The organism is Diaphorobacter sp. MNS-0 (assembly GCF_019602835.1).
GTDB classification, from domain to species: Bacteria; Pseudomonadota; Gammaproteobacteria; order Burkholderiales; family Burkholderiaceae_C; genus Diaphorobacter; species Diaphorobacter nitroreducens.
In genome coordinates this window covers 387,161-405,775 of record NZ_CP080761.1, presented here as the reverse complement: position 1 = coordinate 405,775, position 18,615 = coordinate 387,161, and the positions used below count along the sequence as shown (strand labels likewise).

Sequence of the window (18,615 nt, the reverse complement as noted above, 5' to 3'; positions counted from 1 at the left end):
GCTGCGCCCGGGCATCCAGCGGGCCTGCCCGCACGAGACAGAGGATCTACAACAATGAATGAGCTGATGAGCTTTTGGGCGCAGTGGCTGCGCCCATCGGCGGGGTTGCCCACGGTGCAGTGGTCGCTGCTGCTGGCCGTGGCCTCCATCACGGGCTATCTGGTGCAACGCTACAGCGGCCTGCCCAAGGTCGTGGGTTACACGCTCGTGGGCACCATCGTGGGCCTGCTGGGCTTTGGCGGCGCCGTGTGGCCGCTGCAGGGCATTGGCCTGTTCCTGGTGGAGCTGGGCGTGGCCGTGGTGCTGTTCGAGGCGGGCGGTCGCATTCCGCTGCGCTGGTTCCGCCATAACCCCATGGTGCTGGTGCAGAGCATCGCGGAGTCCGCCTTCACCTATTTCGCGGTGTACTGGACGATGCTGTGGTTCGACGTACCCGAGCGCGCCGCCGGCCCGCTGGCCCTGGTCGCAATGGCGGCATCACCGGCGGTTTTGACGCGCGTGGTGTCCGACACGCGCGCCGCCGGCCCCGTGACCGACCGTGCCGTGGTGCTCGCAACGCTGTCGTCCCTGTATGCGCTGGCGCTGGGCAGCGCGCAGGCCGAGCTCATCAACCGCCCCGGCGTGGGCCTGGTGGGCACGCTGTATCCCGCGCTGGTGGTGCTGGGCGTTTCTGTGGCCGTGGGTGCACTGCTGTCGCTCATCCTGCGCCTGGCGTTGCGCGTGATGAGCCCGACGAGCGAGAACACCTCCATGCTGCTGATGGCCCTGATCGCCGCCAGCACCGCCGTCACCGCGCACATGGGCGGCTCGGCCCCGCTGGCCGCGCTGCTGGGCGGCATGCTGCTCAAGCAACTGCACCCGCGCCCCTGGGCCTGGCCGCGGCAGATGGGCACCGCCTCTTCGCTGCTGACGATGCTGATGTTCGTGCTCGTCTCCACCGTCGCCGCGCAGGCCGACTGGAGCGGCCCGGTGGTCGGCGCCGTGCTGGCGCTGATCTTCGTGCGCCTGCTGGCCAAGGCGCTGGGCGTGGGCGTGGGCAACGTGGGCAGTGGCGCCAGCTGGCGCCAGGCCCTGTGGCTGAGCTGCGCCATGGCGCCGATGTCGGCCATCGCATTGCTGGTGGCCTCGCAGTTCGTGGTGGCCTCGGCCTCCACGGGCCACCTGATCGCGCGCATCGCCCTGCCGGCCATCCTGGTGATGGAAGTGCTGGGCGCAGTGATCGCCACCGTGGCCATCTACCGCGCGGGCGAAAGCTCCAAGCCCTGGGCGCCCCTGAGCAGCCGCGGCAGCAACACCGGAGACACCCAACGTGAGTCTTGAAGCCTTCCACCATTCCGAGCCCCTGACGCTGGGCGTCGAGCTGGAACTGCAGCTCGTGAGCACCAACGACTACGACCTCGCGCCCTACGCCGAGGACATGCTGCGCATCATGAAGAAGGTGCCGCTGCCCGGCAGCGTGGTGCCCGAGATGACCAACAGCATGATCGAGATCTCCACCGGCGTGTGCCACAGCAGCTCCGAGGTGCTGGGCCAGCTCACGCAGATCCGCGACGCGCTGGTCAAGAGCGCGGACAAGCTCAACATCGCCGTCGTCGGCGGCGGCACGCACCCCTTCCAGCAATGGCACGAGCGGCGCATCTACGACAAGCCGCGCTTTCAGGAGCTGTCGCAGCTGTACGGCTACCTGTCCAAGCAGTTCACCATCTTCGGTCAGCACGTGCACATCGGCTGCCCCGACGCCGACTCCGCCCTGCTCATGCTGCACCGCATGAGCCGCTACATCCCGCACTTCATCGCGCTGTCGGCCTCCAGCCCGTACGTGCAGGCGCAGGACACGCAGTTCGACTCCGCGCGCCTCAACTCGGTGTTCGCGTTCCCGCTGTCGGGCCGCGCGCCCTGCGTACTCACCTGGAGCGAGTTCGAGCAGTACTTCAACAAAATGACGCGCACCGGCGTGGTCAAGAGCATGAAGGACTTTTACTGGGACATCCGCCCCAAGCCCGAGTACGGCACCATCGAGATCCGCGTGTTCGACACGCCGCTCACCATCGAGCGCGCCGCGGCCCTGGCCGGCTACGTGCAGTCGCTGGCCGCGTGGTTCCTGGCGGAGCAGCCCTTCACCCCCGCCGAGGACGACTACCTCGTCTACACCTACAACCGCTTCCAGGCCTGCCGCTTCGGGCTGGACGCGGTGTACGTTGACCCCGCCAGCGGCGACCACATGCCGCTGCGCGACCACATCCTGCAGACGCTGGACCACGTGGCGCGCTACGCCGGCACGCATGGCGCATCGGGTGCGCTGCACATGCTGCGCGGTGAGACCGCGCTGGGCCAGAACGACGCCCGCTGGCTGCGCGAGCGCCAGCGCGAAGAGCAGTTGCTGGCCGAGGTCAGCCGCCAGGCCGCGCTGCGCTTTCGCGGGCACGACATCTGAACGCGGCAGCCGCCCATGGGTGAGTTCGACCTGATTGCGCGCTATTTCACGCGCCCGGTGCGCCGTGCGGCGCTGGGCGTGGGCGACGACTGCGCGCTGCTGTCGGTCACGCCCGGCATGCAGCTGGCCGTATCCAGCGACATGCTGGTCGAGGGCCGCCATTTCTTTGCCGACGTGGACCCCGCGCACCTGGGCCACAAGGCGCTGGCGGTGAACCTGTCGGACCTGGCCGCCTGCGGCGTCAGGCCGCTGGCCTTCACGCTGGCGCTGGCGTTGCCGCGCGTGGATGCGCCCTGGCTGCAGGCGTTTGCGGACGGCCTGCTGCGGCTGGCCGACGCGCACCAGTGCGAGCTGGTCGGTGGCGACACCACGCAGGGGCCGCTGAACCTCTGCGTCACCGTGTTCGGCGAAGTGCCCACGGGCCAGGCCCTGCTGCGCAGCGGTGCGCGGGTGGGCGACGACATTTACGTGAGCGGCACGCCCGGCGAGGCGCGCCTGGCGCTGGATGCGCTGCGCGGCCGCCTGGCGCTGCCGCCCGCCGCCCTGCAGCAGTTGCGCCCACGGCTGGAGCAGCCCACACCGCGCGTGGCGCTGGGTCTGGCGCTGCGCGGCGTGGCCAGCAGCGCCATCGACGTGAGCGATGGCCTGCTGGGCGACCTGGGTCACATCCTGAAGGCCTCGGGCGTGGGCGCCTGCGTGGACGCCACCGTTGCTACCAATTTACTAGCTGCTAGCGCCCAACAGGCGGGCGCTACAGCCGATTTTGACGCACAAACGCTGATGCAATGCGCGCTGGCCGGCGGCGACGACTACGAACTGGTCTTCACCGCCCCTCCCGCACAGCAGGCCGCCGTGCAGGCCGCCGCGCAGGCCAGCGGTACGCGCGCCACGCGCATCGGCCGCGTCGAGCCCGCGCCCGGCCTGCGTGTAGTGGACGGCCAGGGGCAGCCCGTGGCGCAACACTTCGCCTCGTTCGACCACTTCGCCTGACCGCTCCCGCTACCGGGCCGGCGCCGCTGGTAGCATCGGTCGGCCCTTGCATCCTTGCCGCCCATGCCCGATACGCCCCCCCCCACCCCGCTGCCGCCCCACGCCCTGCGCCGCTTTCTGTTCGTGCACCCCGCGCACTGCATCGCGCTGGGCTTTGGCAGCGGACTGTCGCGTGTGGCACCGGGCACGGTGGGCACGCTGTGGGGGTGGCTGGCGTTCCTGGTGCTGCAACTGTGGCTCACGCCGCGCGGCATGGGGCTGCTGATCGCGCTGTCGCTGCTGCTGGGCTGGTGGGCCTGCACCGTCACCGCACGCCACATGCGCGTGGCAGACCCCGGCCACATCGTGTGGGATGAGATCGTCGCGATCTGGATCGTGCTGTGGCTGGCCATGCCCATGGGCTTCTGGGGCCAGCTCGCCGCCTTTGCGCTGTTCCGTTATTTCGATGCCGCCAAACCCGGCCCCGTGGCCTGGGCCGACCGGTTGTTCAAGGGCTTCGGCTGGCGCGGCGGCCTGGGGATCATGCTGGACGACCTGGTGGCCGCGTTCTGCACGCTGCTGGTGATCGCGCTGTGGCGCCACTGGTTCGGGTGAATGCCATGGAACTATCAAAAATAGAGCTGCCAGCGCTTGATGGACGAGCGCTGGAGGCCGATTTGATTCATATCTCCACGGCCCTGCTCGCACGCGGCTGGATGCTGGCCACGGCCGAGAGCTGCACCGGCGGCCTGATCGCCGCGGCCTGCACCGACCTGTCGGGGTCGAGCCAATGGTTCGAGCGCGGCTTCGTCAGCTATTCCAACGCCGCCAAGACCGCGCTGCTGGGCGTGCCCGCCGATCTCATCACGGCCCACGGCGCCGTGAGCGAGCCCGTGGCCCGCGCCATGGCCGAGGGCGCAGTGCGCCACAGCGCCGCGCAGGTCAGCGTGGCCGTGACGGGCGTGGCCGGCCCCACGGGCGGCAGCCCGGACAAGCCGGTGGGCACGGTGTGGTTCGGCTGGTGCGTGGCGGGCGCCACCCATTCGGAACTGCGGCGCTTTGGCGGAGACCGCGCCGCCGTGCGCGCCGCCACGGTGCGCCACGCGCTAGGACGGCTGGCGCAGTTGCTGGCCCAGGCGCCCGCCCCCTCGCGCTCCTGACGTCCCACTGGGCCTGGCGGCGCCGTAGCACCTGGGCAGGCCCAGAGCGCAATACCGGGCCACCGGCTGCGTGCCGCCCACTCAATGCCGGCGAGTCGAACCGTGCCGCGTCAGGCCGGGCCGCGCCAGGCCGGGCCGCGTCAGGCCGAGCCGCGTCAGGCCGGGCCGCGCCAGGCCAGCTACACCAGGCAAGGCCGTGCCAGGCCAGCCACACCTGTTCACAGCCGCGTCAAGCCGCGCCGCAGCACTTCTTGTACTTCTTGCCGCTGCCGCAGGGGCAGGGGTCGTTGCGGCCGGGCTGCTCGCCCTTGACGAGGGTTTCCTGGCGCGGACCCAGGCTGCGCCAGAGCTGGCGCAGGTCGTACACGCCCCAGATGGCCTCGCCAAAGACCTCCAGGCGCTCCTGGCTGGTACTGGGCGGGCCGTCCTCGGCGTACATGCAGATCTCGGGCTTGCCGGTGTCGTCCTCGGTGAGGGCGACGATGGATTCAAGCGCGCCGTCCAGCCACTGGGCGGCTTCCTTGTCGCGTGGGGTGGCCCAGTCCTCGGGCCAGTTCTCCACGGCGAACATGAAGCCCAGCGCCCAGACCTGGCCGAAGGAAGGAATCTCCTGCCCCGCCATCTCGGCGCGCTCCTCCTCGGGCAGGCTGGCGATGGCGCCGCGCATGTCGATCACCTCGGGCTGGAAGGCGTTGTCGGCGTCCAGCGATTCGGCCTGCTCGTCCAGTTGCGCCTGCACCTCGGCGCGGCGCAGCTCCCACAAGGCAAGAAAGCGCTCCTGCTGCGCCAGGTCCTTGAACGTGGGTACCAGCGGCAGGGGCTCGCCTTCGGCCACGTCCAGCTCCAGGCCGTCGCCCAGCAGCATGGGCAACCATTCCGCCGCGGGCACGGAGCGGCGCGTGCAGACCAGCGCCGTCAGGAAGCCGTCGCAGAACTCCCACTGCGGCACATCTTCCTCACGCGTGCGCAGGTCGTCCAGCAGGCTGTCGAGTTCGTCCAGTTCATCCGGCCCCAGGGCGGGGACGGCGGCGGATGCGGGGGTATCGGAGGTGGCGTTCATGCGGAATCGGGCGGGGCTTGGACCCGCGGGCTAAGGAGGAGGAGAAACGGGGCCCCAGGAGGACCGAGGCGCGCAGTGTAACGCCGCAGGTTGCGTGCTAGCTATTGTATTAATAGCTGCTCGCGCTTATCACACAAGCGCTAGAGCTTGATTTGGCCTTAAAAACAGAAACGCCCCATGCCAAGGCAATGGGGCGCAGCGGTCGGTACCAAAGGGCCGTCTGGGCGGCCCACCCAGCCTTATTGGCTGGCGATTTCCAGATGGGCCTCGCGGGCTTCTTGGATGAACTCGAGGATCAGACGGACGGCTTCGCGCATGGTGTGGTTTCCTGACTGAGATGCTCATCCGGTGCGGAACGGCGCGCATCTCATACGCCGACCAACACCGGGTTAACCACTAAGTGTTAACCCTTGGGCATAAGTATAAACCACAATCCACTTTTGTGCTGCAGCGCAGCGAAGGCTGGGGCGATCAGGGCGCGGCTACTCCTCTGCCGTCCACTCCACCCGGGCCCCCAGGCTGCGCAGGTTCTCCACAAAGTGCGGGTGCGCGCGGCGGATGGGCGTGGCGTTGCGGATCTCCGAGCGCCCCGGGATACTGGCCGCCACCATGAACAGCGCGATCGCCACGCGGATGATGTAGGGGCTCTCCACCACCGCCGGCGCGAGTTGCCCGCCACCGAAGGTGACGATGCGGTGCGGGTCGGACTGGTACACATGCGCGCCAAACTTGGACAGCTCGCCCGTCCAGCCTAAAGCGCCGTCGTACACCTTGTTCCAGAACATGGCGTTGCCCTGCGCGCGCACGCCCAGCGCGATGAAGATCGGCAGCAGATCCACGGGGAAATAGGGCCAGGGTGCTGCCTCCACCTTGGTCAGCACGTTGGCGGTGAAGGGCGTCTGCACCGTGAGCGGCCCGTCCACGAAGGCGCGCGACCAGCCGTCCCGGTGCTCCACGCGCACGCCAAACTTGGCAAACGTGCGGTCGATCAGCGGGAAGTTCTCCGGTGCGCTGTTCTTCACCACCACGTCGCCGCCGGTGATGGCCCCCAGCGCCAGGAAGGTAGTGATCTCGTGAAAGTCCTCGGCAAAGCGGAATTCACCGCCCCCCAGCTCGCCGCCGCCATGCACCGTAAGCCGCGAGGTGCCCACGCCCTCGATCTGCGCGCCCAGCATTTGCATGAAGCGGCAGAACTCCTGCACGTGCGGCTCGGACGCTGCGTTGGTCAGCGTGGAGGTGCCCTGAGCGGCTACGGCGCACAACACGAAGTTCTCGGTGGTGGTCACCGAGGCATAGTCCAGCCAGTGGTGCACCGGCGTGAGCATGCCCACGCGGCGCACCAGCAGCGAGCCCTCGGCCCGCTCCACCTGGCCGCCGAAGCTGCGAAAGACCTCCACATGCGGGTCGATCTCGCGCACGCCCAGGGTGCAGCCCTTCACGTTGTCCTCCAGCCGCGCCACGCCGAAGCGCGCCAGCAGCGGCGGCACCAGCATGATGGACGAGCGCATCTCCTCGGGCAGGCGGTGCGTGGCGGCGTCGAAATGCGTGGCCTGGTGGTGCAGTTCCAGCGTGGCGCTGGCATGGTCCCAACGCACCTCGCTGCCCAGGGTGCGGAAAATCTCCAGGATCTTGCGCACGTCGGTGATGTCGGGCACGCCCACGAGGCGCAGCGGCGCGCGCGTGAGCAGCGTGGCGCACAGCACGGGCAGCACCGCGTTCTTGTTGGCCGAGGGGGTGACGCGGCCACGCAGCGGCGTGCCGCCATGCACGATCAGGTTGGACATGGTTCGCAAATCTCTTCAAAAACAATAGCTGCCACCGCATGCGTGTCCTGCGTCAACAGCCTTTTTCGCATGCAAAGCACGGCCTTGTCCTTGGACACGATGATGGCGCGGTGCGCGACCGCCAGGTCGATGAACTTCTGGTCGTCCGCGTCCTTGCAGGCCCAGGGCGCGCGCGGCGCCACCTCGACCAGGCGCACGCCCGCGTCGAACGCCGTCAGTACGTCACCTGCGCCCACGCCGTAATACGCCATGCGCGGCTGCAGGTGGGTGTACTGCAGCACGCGCTCCAGCTCGTCCCGCATGTGCTGCGTGGCAATCCAGTCCAGGCGCTGGGCATGCAGCAGCGCACGCACGGTGGCCACGGCCGCGTCGGCGAAGATGAACAGGTCGAGCACGATGTTGGTGTCCAGCACCACGGCACGCGCGCTCTCGCCCGCCGGCGCCACGGCGGGCAGGCGCAGCTCAGGACGCATCCGAGGCTCCGCCGACCGGCGCACCGTTGGCCGCGCCGCCCTCCCCCGTGTGGCCGGCGCGCGGCCGATCCCGCACGGCGCCCGCCACGAGGTCGAAGCGGAACAGGCGGCATTCGATGGGGCCGTTCCACAGCGGCACGCGGCGCGACTCCTTCAGGCGCATCTTGCCGGGCAGCTTGAGGTCGGGCGTGAGCATCCAGGCCTGCCAGCCGGCGTAGTGCTTCTTCCAGTGCGCGGCCAACTGCGCGAAGAAGTCCACGCCGTCCTCGGTCTGCGCCGTCTCGCGGCCCATGCGCTCGACCGTGGACATGCGCTCACGCGCATTGCGCCCCGCCGTGCCGGCCGCGGCGATGCGCTCGCCATACGGCGGATTCAGCAGCATCACCCCGGGTTGTTCACTGGGCGGCATGCGCTGCAACGCGTCGCCGCCGCGCAGCTGCACCGCGTCGGCCACGCCGGCGCGCACGGCATTGCGCTGGGCAAAGTCCACCATGCGGTGCGACACGTCGCTGCCAAAAATCGGCACCGAAGCCGCGGTAACGGCGCTGGCCGCTTCATCCTTGATAGCAGACCAGACATGCGCCTGGTGCGGCAATAGCTTCTCGAAGGCAAAGCGCCGCTGCAGGCCCGGCGCGATGCGGCAGGCGATCTGCGCGGCCTCGATGACCACGGTGCCGCTGCCGCAGCAGGGGTCGTACAGCGGCAGCGGCTGCTCGCCATGCGGGTCCCAGCCGGTGGCGGCGATCATGGCGGCGGCCAGCGTTTCCTTGAGCGGCGCGTCGCCCTTGTCCTCGCGCCAGCCGCGTTTGAACAGCGGCTCGCCCGAGGTGTCGATGTAGATCTGGGCGCGGTCGCTGGTCAGGTGCAGGTGCACGCGCACGTCGGGCCACTGCGTCTGCACGTCGGGGCGCACGCCGGCCTTGGCGCGGAAGCGGTCGGCCACGGCATCCTTCACGCGCAGCGCGGCGAAGTTCAGGCTCTTGAGCGGGCTGTGCTGCGCCGTCACCTCCACCTTGAAGCTCTGGCGCGGGGTGAACCAGATCTCCCAGGCCACGTCGGCCGCGGCGGCATAGATGTCGTCCTCGTTGCGGTAGGGCCGCTCGGCCAGTTGCACCAGCACGCGTTGCGCCAGGCGGCTGTGCAGGTTCAGGCGCAGCGCGTCGCGCCAGGAGGCGCGCAGCAGCACGCCCGCGCGGCCCACGAGCAGGTCCTGCCCGGCCAGCCCCGTGAGGCTGTGCACCTCGTCGGCTAGGTAGCCCTCCACGCCAGCGGCGCAGGGCAAAAAGAGTTGAAGCTGGTTCATTGCGGCTGTGCTGCGCGCTGCAGCAATGGCTGGAGCACGGATTCAGGAATGGGTGCGGGCTTGCGGGCCGCACGGTCGATGAAGACGATGCCGGTCTTGCCGCGCGCGATCTCGCGCCCCTGGCTCTTCTCGGTCAACCGGAAGACGAGGTCGAAGCCGTAGCGGTTGAAGTCCTGCGGCGTCATCTCCACGCGCAGCGTCTCGCCGTGGAACGCCTCGGACTTGTACTGCGCCACGATGTCGCCCACCACGGTGGACAGGCCCGCCACGTCGGCCTCGGGGTAGCCCAGCGACTTGAAGAAACGCACGCGCGCCTCGGACACGAGGCTGAGCAACTGCGCGTTGTCCAGGTGCCCGCCCTGGTTGACATGGCTGATGTAGATCTGCAGCTCGGTACTGAAGCCGAAGTGCGGGGGAAGGTCGAAGACGACGCGTGCCATGGTTCAAAGTGCCTTGCGGAGGTTGGCCGGGGCGATCTTGAGCGCCTCACGGTATTTGGCCACGGTGCGGCGCGCACATTCAATGCCCTGCTCCTTGAGCATCTCGGCGATCTGGCTGTCCGACAGCGGCTTGTGCGGGTTCTCGGCCGCGATGAACTGCTTGATGAGCGCGCGCACGGCCGTGCTGGAGGCGTTGCCGCCGGTTTCGGTGCCCAGCCCCGAGCCGAAGAAATACTTGAGTTCGTAGGTGCCTTGCGGCGTGGCCATGTACTTGGCGGTGGTCACGCGGCTGATGGTGGACTCGTGCAGGCCCAGTTCATCGGCAATGTCGCGCAGCACCAGCGGGCGCATGGCCAGTTCGCCATGCACGAAGAAGTTCTTCTGCCGCTCCACGATGGCGCGCGACACGCGCAGGATGGTGTCAAAACGCTGCTGGATGTTCTTGATGAACCAGCGCGCCTCCTGCAGCCGTGCCTGCAGCGCCTGGTGGCCTTCGCCACGGCCGCCGCGCAACGCACCGGCGTAGATGTCGTGCACGCGCAGGCGCGGCATCACGTCCGGGTTGAGCTGCACGCTGAAGTTCTGCTGTCCGCCGCGGCCGGTTTTCTTGACGATCACGTCGGGCACGATGATGTTGCGGTCCACGTCGGCAAAGCGCCTGCCCGGGCGTGGCTCCAGCCGCGCGATCAAGGCCATCGCGGCGCGCGTGCGCTCTTCGCTGGTGCCGCAGGCCTGCGCCAGGCGGCGCACGTCGCGCTTGGCCAGCAGGTCCAGCGGCTGGCCGCAGATGGCCAGCGCGGCCTGGATCACGTCGGGGTCGCCCTCTTCGTCCTGGTCCATCGCACGCAACTGCAGCGTGAGGCATTCGGCCAGTCCGCGCGCGCCCACGCCCGCGGGCTCCAGGCTTTGCAGCAGGCGCAGCGCCACGGTGAAGCGGTGCACCAATTCATCGAGTTGCTCGGGGTCTTCGGTGCCCGCCAGGCTGGCGGCCAGGTCCTGCAGCGACTCGTCCAGGTAGCCGTCGTCGTTCAGCGATTCGATGAGGAAGCGCAGCGCGGCCATGTCCAGCTCGGACAGGCGCAGCGCCAGCGCCTGGCGGTGCAGGAAGGCCGTGAGCGACTCCTGGCTGCGGGCCAGCTCGGTGGCGTCCACCTCGTCGTCGCTCCCCGCGCCGGCACCGTTGCGCGCCGGGGCGTCGCCGCCCCACTCGCTGTCGTCGGGCGCCAGGTCTACCGAGCCGTCGCCTTCCCAGTCCGCGGGTTCGGCCGTCGTTTCGGCGGTGGAGGTTTCTGCATCATTTTGGCTTGTAGCGCTTTCCTGTCCTGCGCTGACAGCTCCTGAATAAATAGCATCCTCGGCTTCGCGGTCTTGCTCGCTCACCGGCGCATCAGCCTGGGCCAGGCCGAACTCCTCGCGCGGGGCCTCTTCCAGCGTGCGCTCCAGGAAGGGGTTCTCGTCGAGCATCTGCTCGACCTCCTGGGCCAGCTCCAGCGTGGACAGCTGCAGCAGGCGGATCGACTGCTGCAGCTGCGGCGTGAGCGCCAGGTGCTGCGAGACGCGCAGCGACAGGCCGGGCTTCATGGCCTGCAACCCGCTGTCTGGTCCTGCATCGTGCCGTGGTCGCCCATCACTCTCACATGCGGAAGTGCTCGCCCAGGTACACCCGGCGCACTTCCGCGTTGTCGACGATGTCCGACGGCGTGCCCTGTGCCAGCACCTGGCCGTCGCTGATGATGAAGGCGTGGTCGCAGATGCCCAGCGTCTCACGCACGTTGTGGTCGGTGATCAGCACGCCAATGCCGCGCGCCTTGAGAAAGCCAATGATGCGCTGGATCTCGATCACGGCGATCGGGTCGATGCCGGCGAAGGGTTCGTCCAGCAGGATGAAGCGCGGCTGCGTGGCCAGCGCGCGCGCGATCTCCACGCGCCGGCGCTCGCCGCCCGACAGCGCCAGTGCAGGCGACTTGCGCAGGTGGTCCACGCGCAGTTCCTGCAGCAGCGCGGTCAGGCGCCGCTCCACCTCGGCGCGCGGCAGGGAGCGGCCGGCCTCGTCGGTCTGCAGCTCCAGCACCGCGCGCACGTTGTCTTCGACATTGAGCTTGCGAAAGATCGAGGCTTCCTGCGGCAGGTACGACAGGCCCAGCCGCGAGCGCCGGTGGATGGGCATGTCCGTCACGTCCTGCCCGTCGATGCTGATGCGGCCGCCATCGCTGCGCACCAGGCCGACGATCATGTAGAACGACGTGGTCTTGCCGGCGCCGTTGGGGCCCAATAGGCCCACCACCTCGCCCTTTTGCACGACCACGGACACGTCCTTGACCACCTTGCGGCTGCCGTAGGACTTCTCCAGGTGCAGCGCCTCCAGGCGGCTGACGCCTTCGCTCATGCGCGCATCGTCCAAGCCCGCGCTCACTTCGCGCCGTCCAGGCTGGGGCTAGTACGCAGCGCGGGCGGCTCGGTGCGCACGGGCGGCGTGGCGCTGGTGCCCGATGCAGGCTCCTTGGGCGCGAGCACCGCCCGCACCCGGCCGCCCGGCGTGCCGGCAGTGGCGCCAGCGGGCGCGGTCTTCTGCCCGTCCACGGTGAACACGTCCGTGAGGTTGTTGTAGACGATGAGGGCGCCGGCCAGCTCGTCGGTCAGTGTGGCCTCGCGGTAGCGGCGCAGCTCGGCGCGGCGGATGAGCTTCACCACGTCGGCGCGGCCGTCGTATTCGATGACCTCGCCCTCGCCCTCGACGAACTCGTCGGGCGCGCCCGGCGCGGTGTCACGCTTTTGCCGGAAAAAGGCGCGCTTGCCCGGCTCGGCCGTCACCACACCGTACTGGAAGCCGTCGGCATCCTGGCGCACCTCCAGCTGCGCGCCGCGCAGCACGATGGTGCCCTTGGTCATGACGACACGGCCGGTGAAAACGCTGGTCTGCTTGAGCTCATCGTGGCGCAGGGCATCCGCCTCGATGTTCATGGGCTTGTTGCGGTCGGCTTTTTCGGCGTGCACCAGCGGCGATGCGGCCAGCGCCAGGGCCAGCGCTGCGGCGCGGGACAGGAGGAGGAAGGGCAATCGGGTTCTCATAGAGGGCACGAATCTTGCGGTCATTGTACTGACGCAAGCGCGCCGCCGCCGCAGTGGATCGCATCAACCCGTACAGGCCTGCCACCGGCTGCCATGCCGCCGCGCCAACCGGTGCGCAGGCATGAAAAAAGCGCGCCCGTAGGCGCGCTTGTCGCTGGTGGCGGCGGGGCGCTTCAGCCCTTGCGCGCTACGCCAACCAAGTGCTCCACCACCTGCAGAACGCTTTGCATGTTGCCCGCCATGGTGCCGTCGGTGTAGTAGCGGCCGGCCACTCCCATGGAGGGCACACCCTCGACCTGGTAGCCGTCCTGCAGCTGCGACGCCTTACGCACTTGGTTGGATACGGTGAAGGAGTTGTAGACCTCCTTGAACTTCGCCACGTCCACGCCCTGCTTGCCGATCCAGTCGAAGATCAGCTCGTCCTTGTTCAGCGGCAGGCGTTCCACGTGCACCGCACGGAACACCTTCGCATGCAGCTCGGGCAGCTTGCCCATGCCTTCCAGCGCGTAGTAGAGCTTTTGCTGCGGCACGAAGCTCGCATTGAACGCCACGGGCACGCGGCGGATGTGCAGGTCCTTAGGCGCCGACTTGATCCAGGCCTCCAGCGAAGGCTCGAACGTATTGCAGTGCGGGCAGCTGTACCAGAAGAACTCGATAACTTCGATCTTCCCGGCAGGTGCCTCGGTTGCGACGGGCTTGCCCAGCTTGACGTAGTCCTTGCCTTCCTTGAACTGGCGGCCTTGCGCCAGTGCGGGCGCCGCCAGCGGCAGGCTCAGGGCGGTGGCCGCGGAGGCGACGGTCAGAGAAAACTCACGGCGTTTCATAGGTTGGGATCACTCCTGGACAGTATGGAGGGTTGTGAGCGCCAGCGCGGGCAAAAGTTCAGCGCTGCACCCGGACCAGCGCGGACTCCACCCCCGCGCCATCGAGTTTTTCCTTCAGCGACTCGGCGTCGTCACGCTTGCCGAACGGGCCCACGCGCACGCGGAACACCGTGCGGCCGTTCTGCTCACGCTCGCTGACGCGCGCCTCCCAGCCCAGCATGGCCAGCTTGGCGCGCTGCGCATCGGCATCCTGCTGGGTGCGGAACGCGCCCGCCTGCACGAAGTACTCGAAAGGATCGGCACTGGTCGCGGGAGCGGGCGCCGCGTTGGCCTTCGCGCGGGCCAGGTCGCCCAGCGGGTCGGCCGACGTCGGTGCCGCGCCGGGCCGGCTGGCCGCCGCCCGCGAGCCCGACGCAGGCTGGGCTGCTGCGGTCGCGGTGTCGGACGCGGGAGCGGCAGCCGGCGCAGCGGGGCGCACAGGGTTCTTGCCGTACAGCGGCGCGTTGGGGTCCCAGTTCTTGTTCTTCGTGGCCTCGTCCTGCTCGGACGCACGCGGCGTGCTCTTGTTCAGGAAGGGCACGGGCACCTTGGTCACATACACGGCCACGGCCAGCGCGACTCCCAGGCCCACGATCACCCCGAGGATGAAGCCCACGATGGTGCCGCCGCGTTGCTGTTTCTTCATATCAGTGGTCACTTACATTCTGGCTGGCGCAGACACGCCCAGCACCGCCAATCCATTGTGCAATACCTGCGCTGTGGCTGCGACGAGCGCCAGCCGCGCCTGCTTGACGGTCTCGTCGTCCACCAGAATGCGTTCGGCGTCGTAATAGCTGTGGTAGGCGGCAGCCAGGTCGCGCAGGTAGAAGGTCACGTCGTGCGGCGCATTGCCGGCCGCGGCCGCGGTGAGCATCTCCGGATACTTGGCGAGCAGCAGCATCAGCGCCTGGGCCTGCGGGCCTTCCAGCGGCGACAGGTCCACATCGCGCAGCGCGGCCACGTCGTAGTCCTCGCGCCAGCCGCGCAGCACCGAGCAGATGCGCGCATGGGCGTACTGCACGTAATACACGGGGTTGTCGTTGTTCTGCGCCACGGCCAGGTCGACGTCGAAGGTGTATTCGGTGTCGGGCTTGCGCGACAGCAGGAAGAAACGCACCGCGTCCTTGCTGGTCCACTCGATCAGGTCGCGCAGCGTCACGTAACTGCCGGCGCGCTTGCTGATCTTGACCTCCTCGCCATTGCGCACCACGCGCACCATGGTGTGCAGCACGTAGTCGGGGTAGCCCTGGGGGATGCCCACGTCCGCCGCCTGCAGGCCGGCGCGCACGCGCGCGATGGTGCCGTGGTGGTCCGTGCCCTGGATGTTCACCACCTTGGTGAAGCCGCGCTGGAACTTCTGGATGTGGTAGGCCACGTCAGGCACGAAGTAGGTGTACGTGCCGTCCTGCTTGCGCATGACGCGGTCCTTGTCGTCCCCGTAGTCGGTGGACTTGAGCCACAGCGCGCCGTCCTGCTCGTAGGTCTTGCCGTTGGCGACGAGGCGCTGCACGGTAGCGTCCACATGGCCGTTGGCGTAGAGGCTGGACTCCAGGTAGTACTGGTCGAATTGGAGGTTGAAGGCCTGCAGATCCTTGTCCTGCTCATTGCGCAGGTAGGCCACGGCGAACTGGCGGATGTTCTCGTAATCCTGGACATCGCCATTGGCCGTGAACGCGCGGTCATCGGCCTGGACGGTGGCCTTGGCGAGGAAGGCATCGGCGATGTCCTGGATGTAGTCGCCGTTGTAGAAATTCTTGGCCAGCGGGTTGTCCGCGTCGGTGGGCCAGCAGTCATCCCCCGGTTTGAAGCCCTTGGCGCGCAGTTGCGTGCTCTTGGTGAGGGTGTCGATCTGCACGCCCGCGTCGTTGTAATAGAACTCGCGGTGCACGCTCCAGCCCTGGGTGGCGTACAGATGGCTGATGGCGTCGCCGATGGCGGCCTGGCGGCCGTGACCGACGTGCAGCGGGCCGGTGGGGTTGGCGGAGACGAACTCCACCAGGACTTTCTCGCCGCGCGCCGGCTGGTAGCCATATTGCGCGCCTTGCGCCAGCACCTCGTGCACCACCTGCTGCTTGGCGGCGGGCTTGAGGCGGATGTTCAGAAAACCGGGGCCGGCGATCTCGATGGCCTGCACCCATTTTTGGAACGCGGGCGTGGCCTCCAGCGCGGCCTGTAGCTGTTCGCCCAGTGCGCGGGGATTTTGCTTGAGGGGCTTGGCCAGCTGCATGGCGGCCGTGCACGCGAGGTCGCCATGAGCAGCGACCTTGGGAGATTCGAAGGCCGCGCGGCTGCCTGCGCCGGGCGACACCTTTTCCAGCTCGTCGGCCAGCGCCGCGAGCAATTCCTGTTTGACGGAGAGCATGGGGGCGGATTCTACGGGCCGACCCGTCATCCATTCGTGACCGCCCGGCGTTATGCTGGGTGGCCCGTGGGGCACTGCGTTGCCGGCGGGCGCATTCACCTTTTCCTTTTTTGCAGGAGCATTACATGAAGAAACTGCTTCCCCTGTTGGCCGCTGCCGGCTTTGCCCTTTCGTTCGCCGCACACGCTGCGGACGCCCCCGCGGCCGGCGCCTCCGCCCCCGCCAAGGCGCCCACGGCGCAGCAGACGCGCATGAAGACCTGCAATGCCGACGCCGGCGCCAAGAACCTCAAGGGCGACGAGCGCAAAGCTTTCATGAAGGAGTGCCTGAGCGGCAACAAGGCGTCCACCCAGCAGGACAAGATGAAGAGCTGCAACGCGGACGCCGGTGCGAAGAACCTCAAGGGCGACGCCCGCAAGGCCTTCATGAAAGAGTGCCTGAGCGGCGCGGCCAGCTAAAAGACCGACACACCGCACGGGCCCGCCCATCGGGCCTGCACGAGCAAACCCCGCGCGCCTGCCGCCCGCGGGGTTTCTTTTTTTGCCCTTCCCTCGGCGCTCAGCGCGTGCCCACGCCGCGTGCCAGGAAGACGGCCAACAGCGGAATCAGCGCCAGCAGATGGGCCTCGATCATCACCAGGCGGCGCGTGCTGCGCACCTGGTCATCCGAGGGCAGCGCGCCGCCGGCGCGCACCGCGCGGCGCCAACGCAGGAAGCGCATGGTCGGGACGATGGACATCAGCCCGATCACCACGAACAACGTGACCTTGGCATGCAGCAGCGGCTGCGACCAGTACCACGCCCCGCCCTTTATGCCCCACCAGGTGCGCGCCAGCCCGGTGGCCAGCACCAGCAGCGCCGAGATACCGTACAGCATGTCCACCCGCGCCAGCCGCTCGACTGCGGCCGCGTTCATCCACTCTTTGCGGCACAGCGCGGTTTCGCTGGCGAGGAAGGTAGCGGCCATGAGGAAGGCCATGATGTGGGCATAGGCGAGCAAGGCTTCGGTGGTCACGGGTTTCCTTTCGGCAGGGTGCGCGTGCGGCGCAAACAGGTCAGGGGCGGCGCGCGGGGAATTCCCGCGCCACCCAATCATCGATCAGCGTCTTTTCGTGGCGCAGCTTGTCGCCAGGATAGCGGTCCCCGCGCATCTGGAATGCCAAGCCCGGCAGCGTGCGACTGCCTTCGGCCAAGGTACGGCCGTCAGGCGAGAGGCGCTTGAACTCCAGCGCGATGCGCGGCGGATGCACGTCGCGCACCACGCGCACCGCCTGGGCGGTGGCCCCCGCCGCGGGCTCGAATGCACCGGCGCGTCGCACGTCGGTGATGTGCACCTCGGCGCGCTCGCCCTCCGGCAAGGCTGCGGCCACGCGCTCGGCCAAGTGCTCGCACAGCGCATCCATCCAGGCACGCCGGGCCGCGGCGGGCTCGTGCGGGGTTTGCTCGCGCGCCTCGGCAAAGCCGGCTGGATCGGCATAGGTGACGCTGACCATGCCGGCCGGCGCCCCGTGCGCGCGCGGCGTGGTTTCCGCGTGCCGGGCGGGCAAGGCGCAGCCGGCGACCAGGGCCAGCGCCATGACGGCCAGCATCCAGCGAGCGGCGGGCAACGCGGGGAGAACAGAAAGAACGGGAATGCGCATGAAAGCTCCTGTACGGTGGGCCGTTCGTACGGCCCCGGCATGATGGCGGCCCGGCGGGAGGAATGCCGCGGCATTGTGCCCCGCGTTCATGTCAGACAGAGGCGGGCCGTGCCCAGAATTCGGGCTGCGCGTAATGGTGCTTCAGGTACTCGATCCACAGCCGCACGCGCAGCGGCAGGTGCTTGCGCTGGGGAAAGACGACATAGATGCCGTTGGGCGGCGCGGCGAACTCCTCCAGCACCGCCACCAGGCGGCCGGCCGCGATCTCGGACTCCACCTCCCAGGTGCTGCGCCAGGCGATGCCCCAGCCGCCCAGGCACCAGTCGTGCAGTACCTGGCCGTCGGAGCAATCGAGGGGCCCGCCGGGCTTGAAGTGCACGACCTCGGTGGCACCACCACCGCCGGCCACCGGCACGCGAAACGCCCAGCCGCGCGTCTGCGAGGCATCGCTGGAGAGGGTCAGGCAGTCGTGCTGCGCCAACTCGCCCGGGTGGGTGGGTGTGCCGCGCCGCTGCAGGTACTGGGGCGTGGCCACGCACAGGCGACGGTTGTCCGCCATGCGCACGCTGACCAGGGACGAGTCGGGCAGGTCGCCCACGCGCACGGCGCAGTCGTAGCCCTCGCCCGCCAGGTCCACCACGCGGTCGCTCAGGTTCAGCGAGAGGGTCACCTCGGGGTGCAGGTCATGAAAGCGCGGCACCAGAGGCGCCACATGGCGCCGGCCAAAGCCCGCGGGCGCAGTGACGCGCAGATGCCCCGTGGCCTTCACGCCGCCGGCGGATACGCTGGCCTCGGCGTTGGCCACGTCGGACAGCAGGCGCTGGCAGTCCTCCAGAAAGGCGCTGCCCTCGTGCGTGAGCGAGATGCGCCGCGTGGTGCGCACCAGCAGCTTCACGCCCAGGTGCTCCTCCAGCGCGTCCAGGCGCCGCCCCATGATGGCCGGGGCCACGCCCTCGGCCTTGGCGGCGGCGGTGAGACTGCCCCGCGTGGCCACCGACACGAATGACTCGAACGCTTTGAGTTTGTCCATGAATACAAGCCAAATCAGGCTCCAAGCCT

At 68.7% G+C, this 18,615-nt stretch carries 20 protein-coding genes; 6 read left to right on the top strand and 14 right to left on the bottom strand.

The window, feature by feature from the left end:
- The first annotated feature begins 54 nt into the window (after nt 1–54).
- The 5 genes from K2L43_RS01970 to K2L43_RS01950 all read left to right on the top strand — a co-directional run bounded on the left by K2L43_RS01970 (nt 55) and on the right by K2L43_RS01950 (nt 4,563).
- Entirely contained in the window at nt 55–1,320 is a 1,266-nt protein-coding gene (locus K2L43_RS01970; RefSeq protein WP_011803821.1) for a cation:proton antiporter, read from the top strand.
- The gene (locus K2L43_RS01965) at nt 1,310–2,434 is read left to right on the top strand and encodes a YbdK family carboxylate-amine ligase (RefSeq protein WP_220638398.1); all 1,125 of its coding nucleotides are present in this window, start codon (nt 1,310–1,312) and stop codon (nt 2,432–2,434) included. The genes K2L43_RS01970 and K2L43_RS01965 overlap by 11 nt, the downstream gene beginning before the upstream one ends.
- A gap of 15 nt (nt 2,435–2,449) precedes the next feature.
- On the top strand, nt 2,450–3,424 hold the full coding sequence (gene thiL / locus K2L43_RS01960; protein ID WP_011803819.1) for a thiamine-phosphate kinase: 975 nt from the start codon (nt 2,450–2,452) through the stop codon (nt 3,422–3,424).
- A gap of 63 nt (nt 3,425–3,487) precedes the next feature.
- Nucleotides 3,488–4,018 (top strand): phosphatidylglycerophosphatase A, encoded by a 531-nt coding sequence (locus K2L43_RS01955; RefSeq protein WP_011803818.1) that lies wholly within the window; start codon nt 3,488–3,490, stop codon nt 4,016–4,018.
- A gap of 5 nt (nt 4,019–4,023) precedes the next feature.
- Entirely contained in the window at nt 4,024–4,563 is a 540-nt protein-coding gene (locus tag K2L43_RS01950) for a CinA family protein (protein ID WP_220638397.1), read from the top strand.
- Nucleotides 4,564–4,792: 229 nt separating this feature from the next.
- On the opposite strand, the gene K2L43_RS01945 is transcribed toward K2L43_RS01950, so the two are convergent.
- The 11 genes from K2L43_RS01945 to argS form a co-directional block, all read right to left on the bottom strand.
- Entirely contained in the window at nt 4,793–5,623 is an 831-nt protein-coding gene (locus tag K2L43_RS01945) for a YecA family protein (RefSeq protein ID WP_220638396.1), read from the bottom strand.
- Between the two features lie 482 nt (nt 5,624–6,105).
- Nucleotides 6,106–7,407 carry a UDP-N-acetylglucosamine 1-carboxyvinyltransferase gene (locus K2L43_RS01940; RefSeq protein ID WP_220638395.1) on the bottom strand — a complete coding sequence of 434 codons (1,302 nt, stop codon included), beginning with the start codon at nt 7,405–7,407 and terminating at the stop codon, nt 6,106–6,108.
- Nucleotides 7,395–7,880, bottom strand: a complete 486-nt coding sequence (locus K2L43_RS01935) for a putative toxin-antitoxin system toxin component, PIN family (RefSeq protein WP_220638394.1) — start codon at nt 7,878–7,880, stop codon at nt 7,395–7,397. The genes K2L43_RS01940 and K2L43_RS01935 overlap by 13 nt, the downstream gene beginning before the upstream one ends.
- Nucleotides 7,870–9,183, bottom strand: a complete 1,314-nt coding sequence (locus K2L43_RS01930; RefSeq protein ID WP_220638393.1) for a class I SAM-dependent RNA methyltransferase — start codon at nt 9,181–9,183, stop codon at nt 7,870–7,872. Before K2L43_RS01930 ends, K2L43_RS01935 begins: the two co-directional genes overlap by 11 nt.
- On the bottom strand, nt 9,180–9,623 hold the full coding sequence (locus tag K2L43_RS01925) for a thioesterase family protein (protein ID WP_012655408.1): 444 nt from the start codon (nt 9,621–9,623) through the stop codon (nt 9,180–9,182). Before K2L43_RS01925 ends, K2L43_RS01930 begins: the two co-directional genes overlap by 4 nt.
- Nucleotides 9,624–9,626: 3 nt before the next feature.
- Nucleotides 9,627–11,204, bottom strand: coding sequence for an RNA polymerase factor sigma-54 (locus K2L43_RS01920; protein ID WP_220638392.1), 1,578 nt, complete (start codon nt 11,202–11,204; stop codon nt 9,627–9,629).
- A gap of 52 nt (nt 11,205–11,256) precedes the next feature.
- Complete coding sequence (gene lptB / locus K2L43_RS01915) at nt 11,257–12,009, bottom strand: LPS export ABC transporter ATP-binding protein (RefSeq protein ID WP_012655406.1); 753 nt, start codon at nt 12,007–12,009, stop codon at nt 11,257–11,259.
- A 23-nt stretch (nt 12,010–12,032) separates the two neighbouring features.
- Nucleotides 12,033–12,692 carry a lipopolysaccharide transport periplasmic protein LptA gene (lptA, locus tag K2L43_RS01910; RefSeq protein WP_041838776.1) on the bottom strand — a complete coding sequence of 220 codons (660 nt, stop codon included), beginning with the start codon at nt 12,690–12,692 and terminating at the stop codon, nt 12,033–12,035.
- 173 nt (nt 12,693–12,865) lie between these two features.
- The gene (locus K2L43_RS01905; protein WP_011803808.1) at nt 12,866–13,516 is read right to left on the bottom strand and encodes a thiol:disulfide interchange protein DsbA/DsbL; all 651 of its coding nucleotides are present in this window, start codon (nt 13,514–13,516) and stop codon (nt 12,866–12,868) included.
- Nucleotides 13,517–13,574: 58 nt separating this feature from the next.
- Complete coding sequence (locus tag K2L43_RS01900; RefSeq protein WP_220638391.1) at nt 13,575–14,201, bottom strand: SPOR domain-containing protein; 627 nt, start codon at nt 14,199–14,201, stop codon at nt 13,575–13,577.
- A 12-nt stretch (nt 14,202–14,213) separates the two neighbouring features.
- Entirely contained in the window at nt 14,214–15,917 is a 1,704-nt protein-coding gene (gene argS, locus K2L43_RS01895) for an arginine--tRNA ligase (RefSeq protein WP_220638390.1), read from the bottom strand.
- Nucleotides 15,918–16,042: 125 nt separating this feature from the next.
- Here argS and K2L43_RS01890 point away from each other — a divergent pair, with 125 nt between their 5' ends.
- Nucleotides 16,043–16,375, top strand: a complete 333-nt coding sequence (locus tag K2L43_RS01890) for a PsiF family protein (protein WP_012655402.1) — start codon at nt 16,043–16,045, stop codon at nt 16,373–16,375.
- Between the two features lie 100 nt (nt 16,376–16,475).
- On the opposite strand, the gene K2L43_RS01885 is transcribed toward K2L43_RS01890, so the two are convergent.
- The 3 genes from K2L43_RS01885 to K2L43_RS01875 form a co-directional block, all read right to left on the bottom strand.
- Nucleotides 16,476–16,931, bottom strand: a complete 456-nt coding sequence (locus K2L43_RS01885) for a DUF2214 family protein (protein WP_012655401.1) — start codon at nt 16,929–16,931, stop codon at nt 16,476–16,478.
- A gap of 40 nt (nt 16,932–16,971) precedes the next feature.
- Nucleotides 16,972–17,556, bottom strand: a complete 585-nt coding sequence (locus K2L43_RS01880; protein ID WP_220638389.1) for a DUF3016 domain-containing protein — start codon at nt 17,554–17,556, stop codon at nt 16,972–16,974.
- A 91-nt stretch (nt 17,557–17,647) separates the two neighbouring features.
- Nucleotides 17,648–18,586, bottom strand: a complete 939-nt coding sequence (locus K2L43_RS01875) for a LysR family transcriptional regulator (RefSeq protein ID WP_011803802.1) — start codon at nt 18,584–18,586, stop codon at nt 17,648–17,650.
- Nucleotides 18,587–18,615 lie beyond the last annotated feature (29 nt).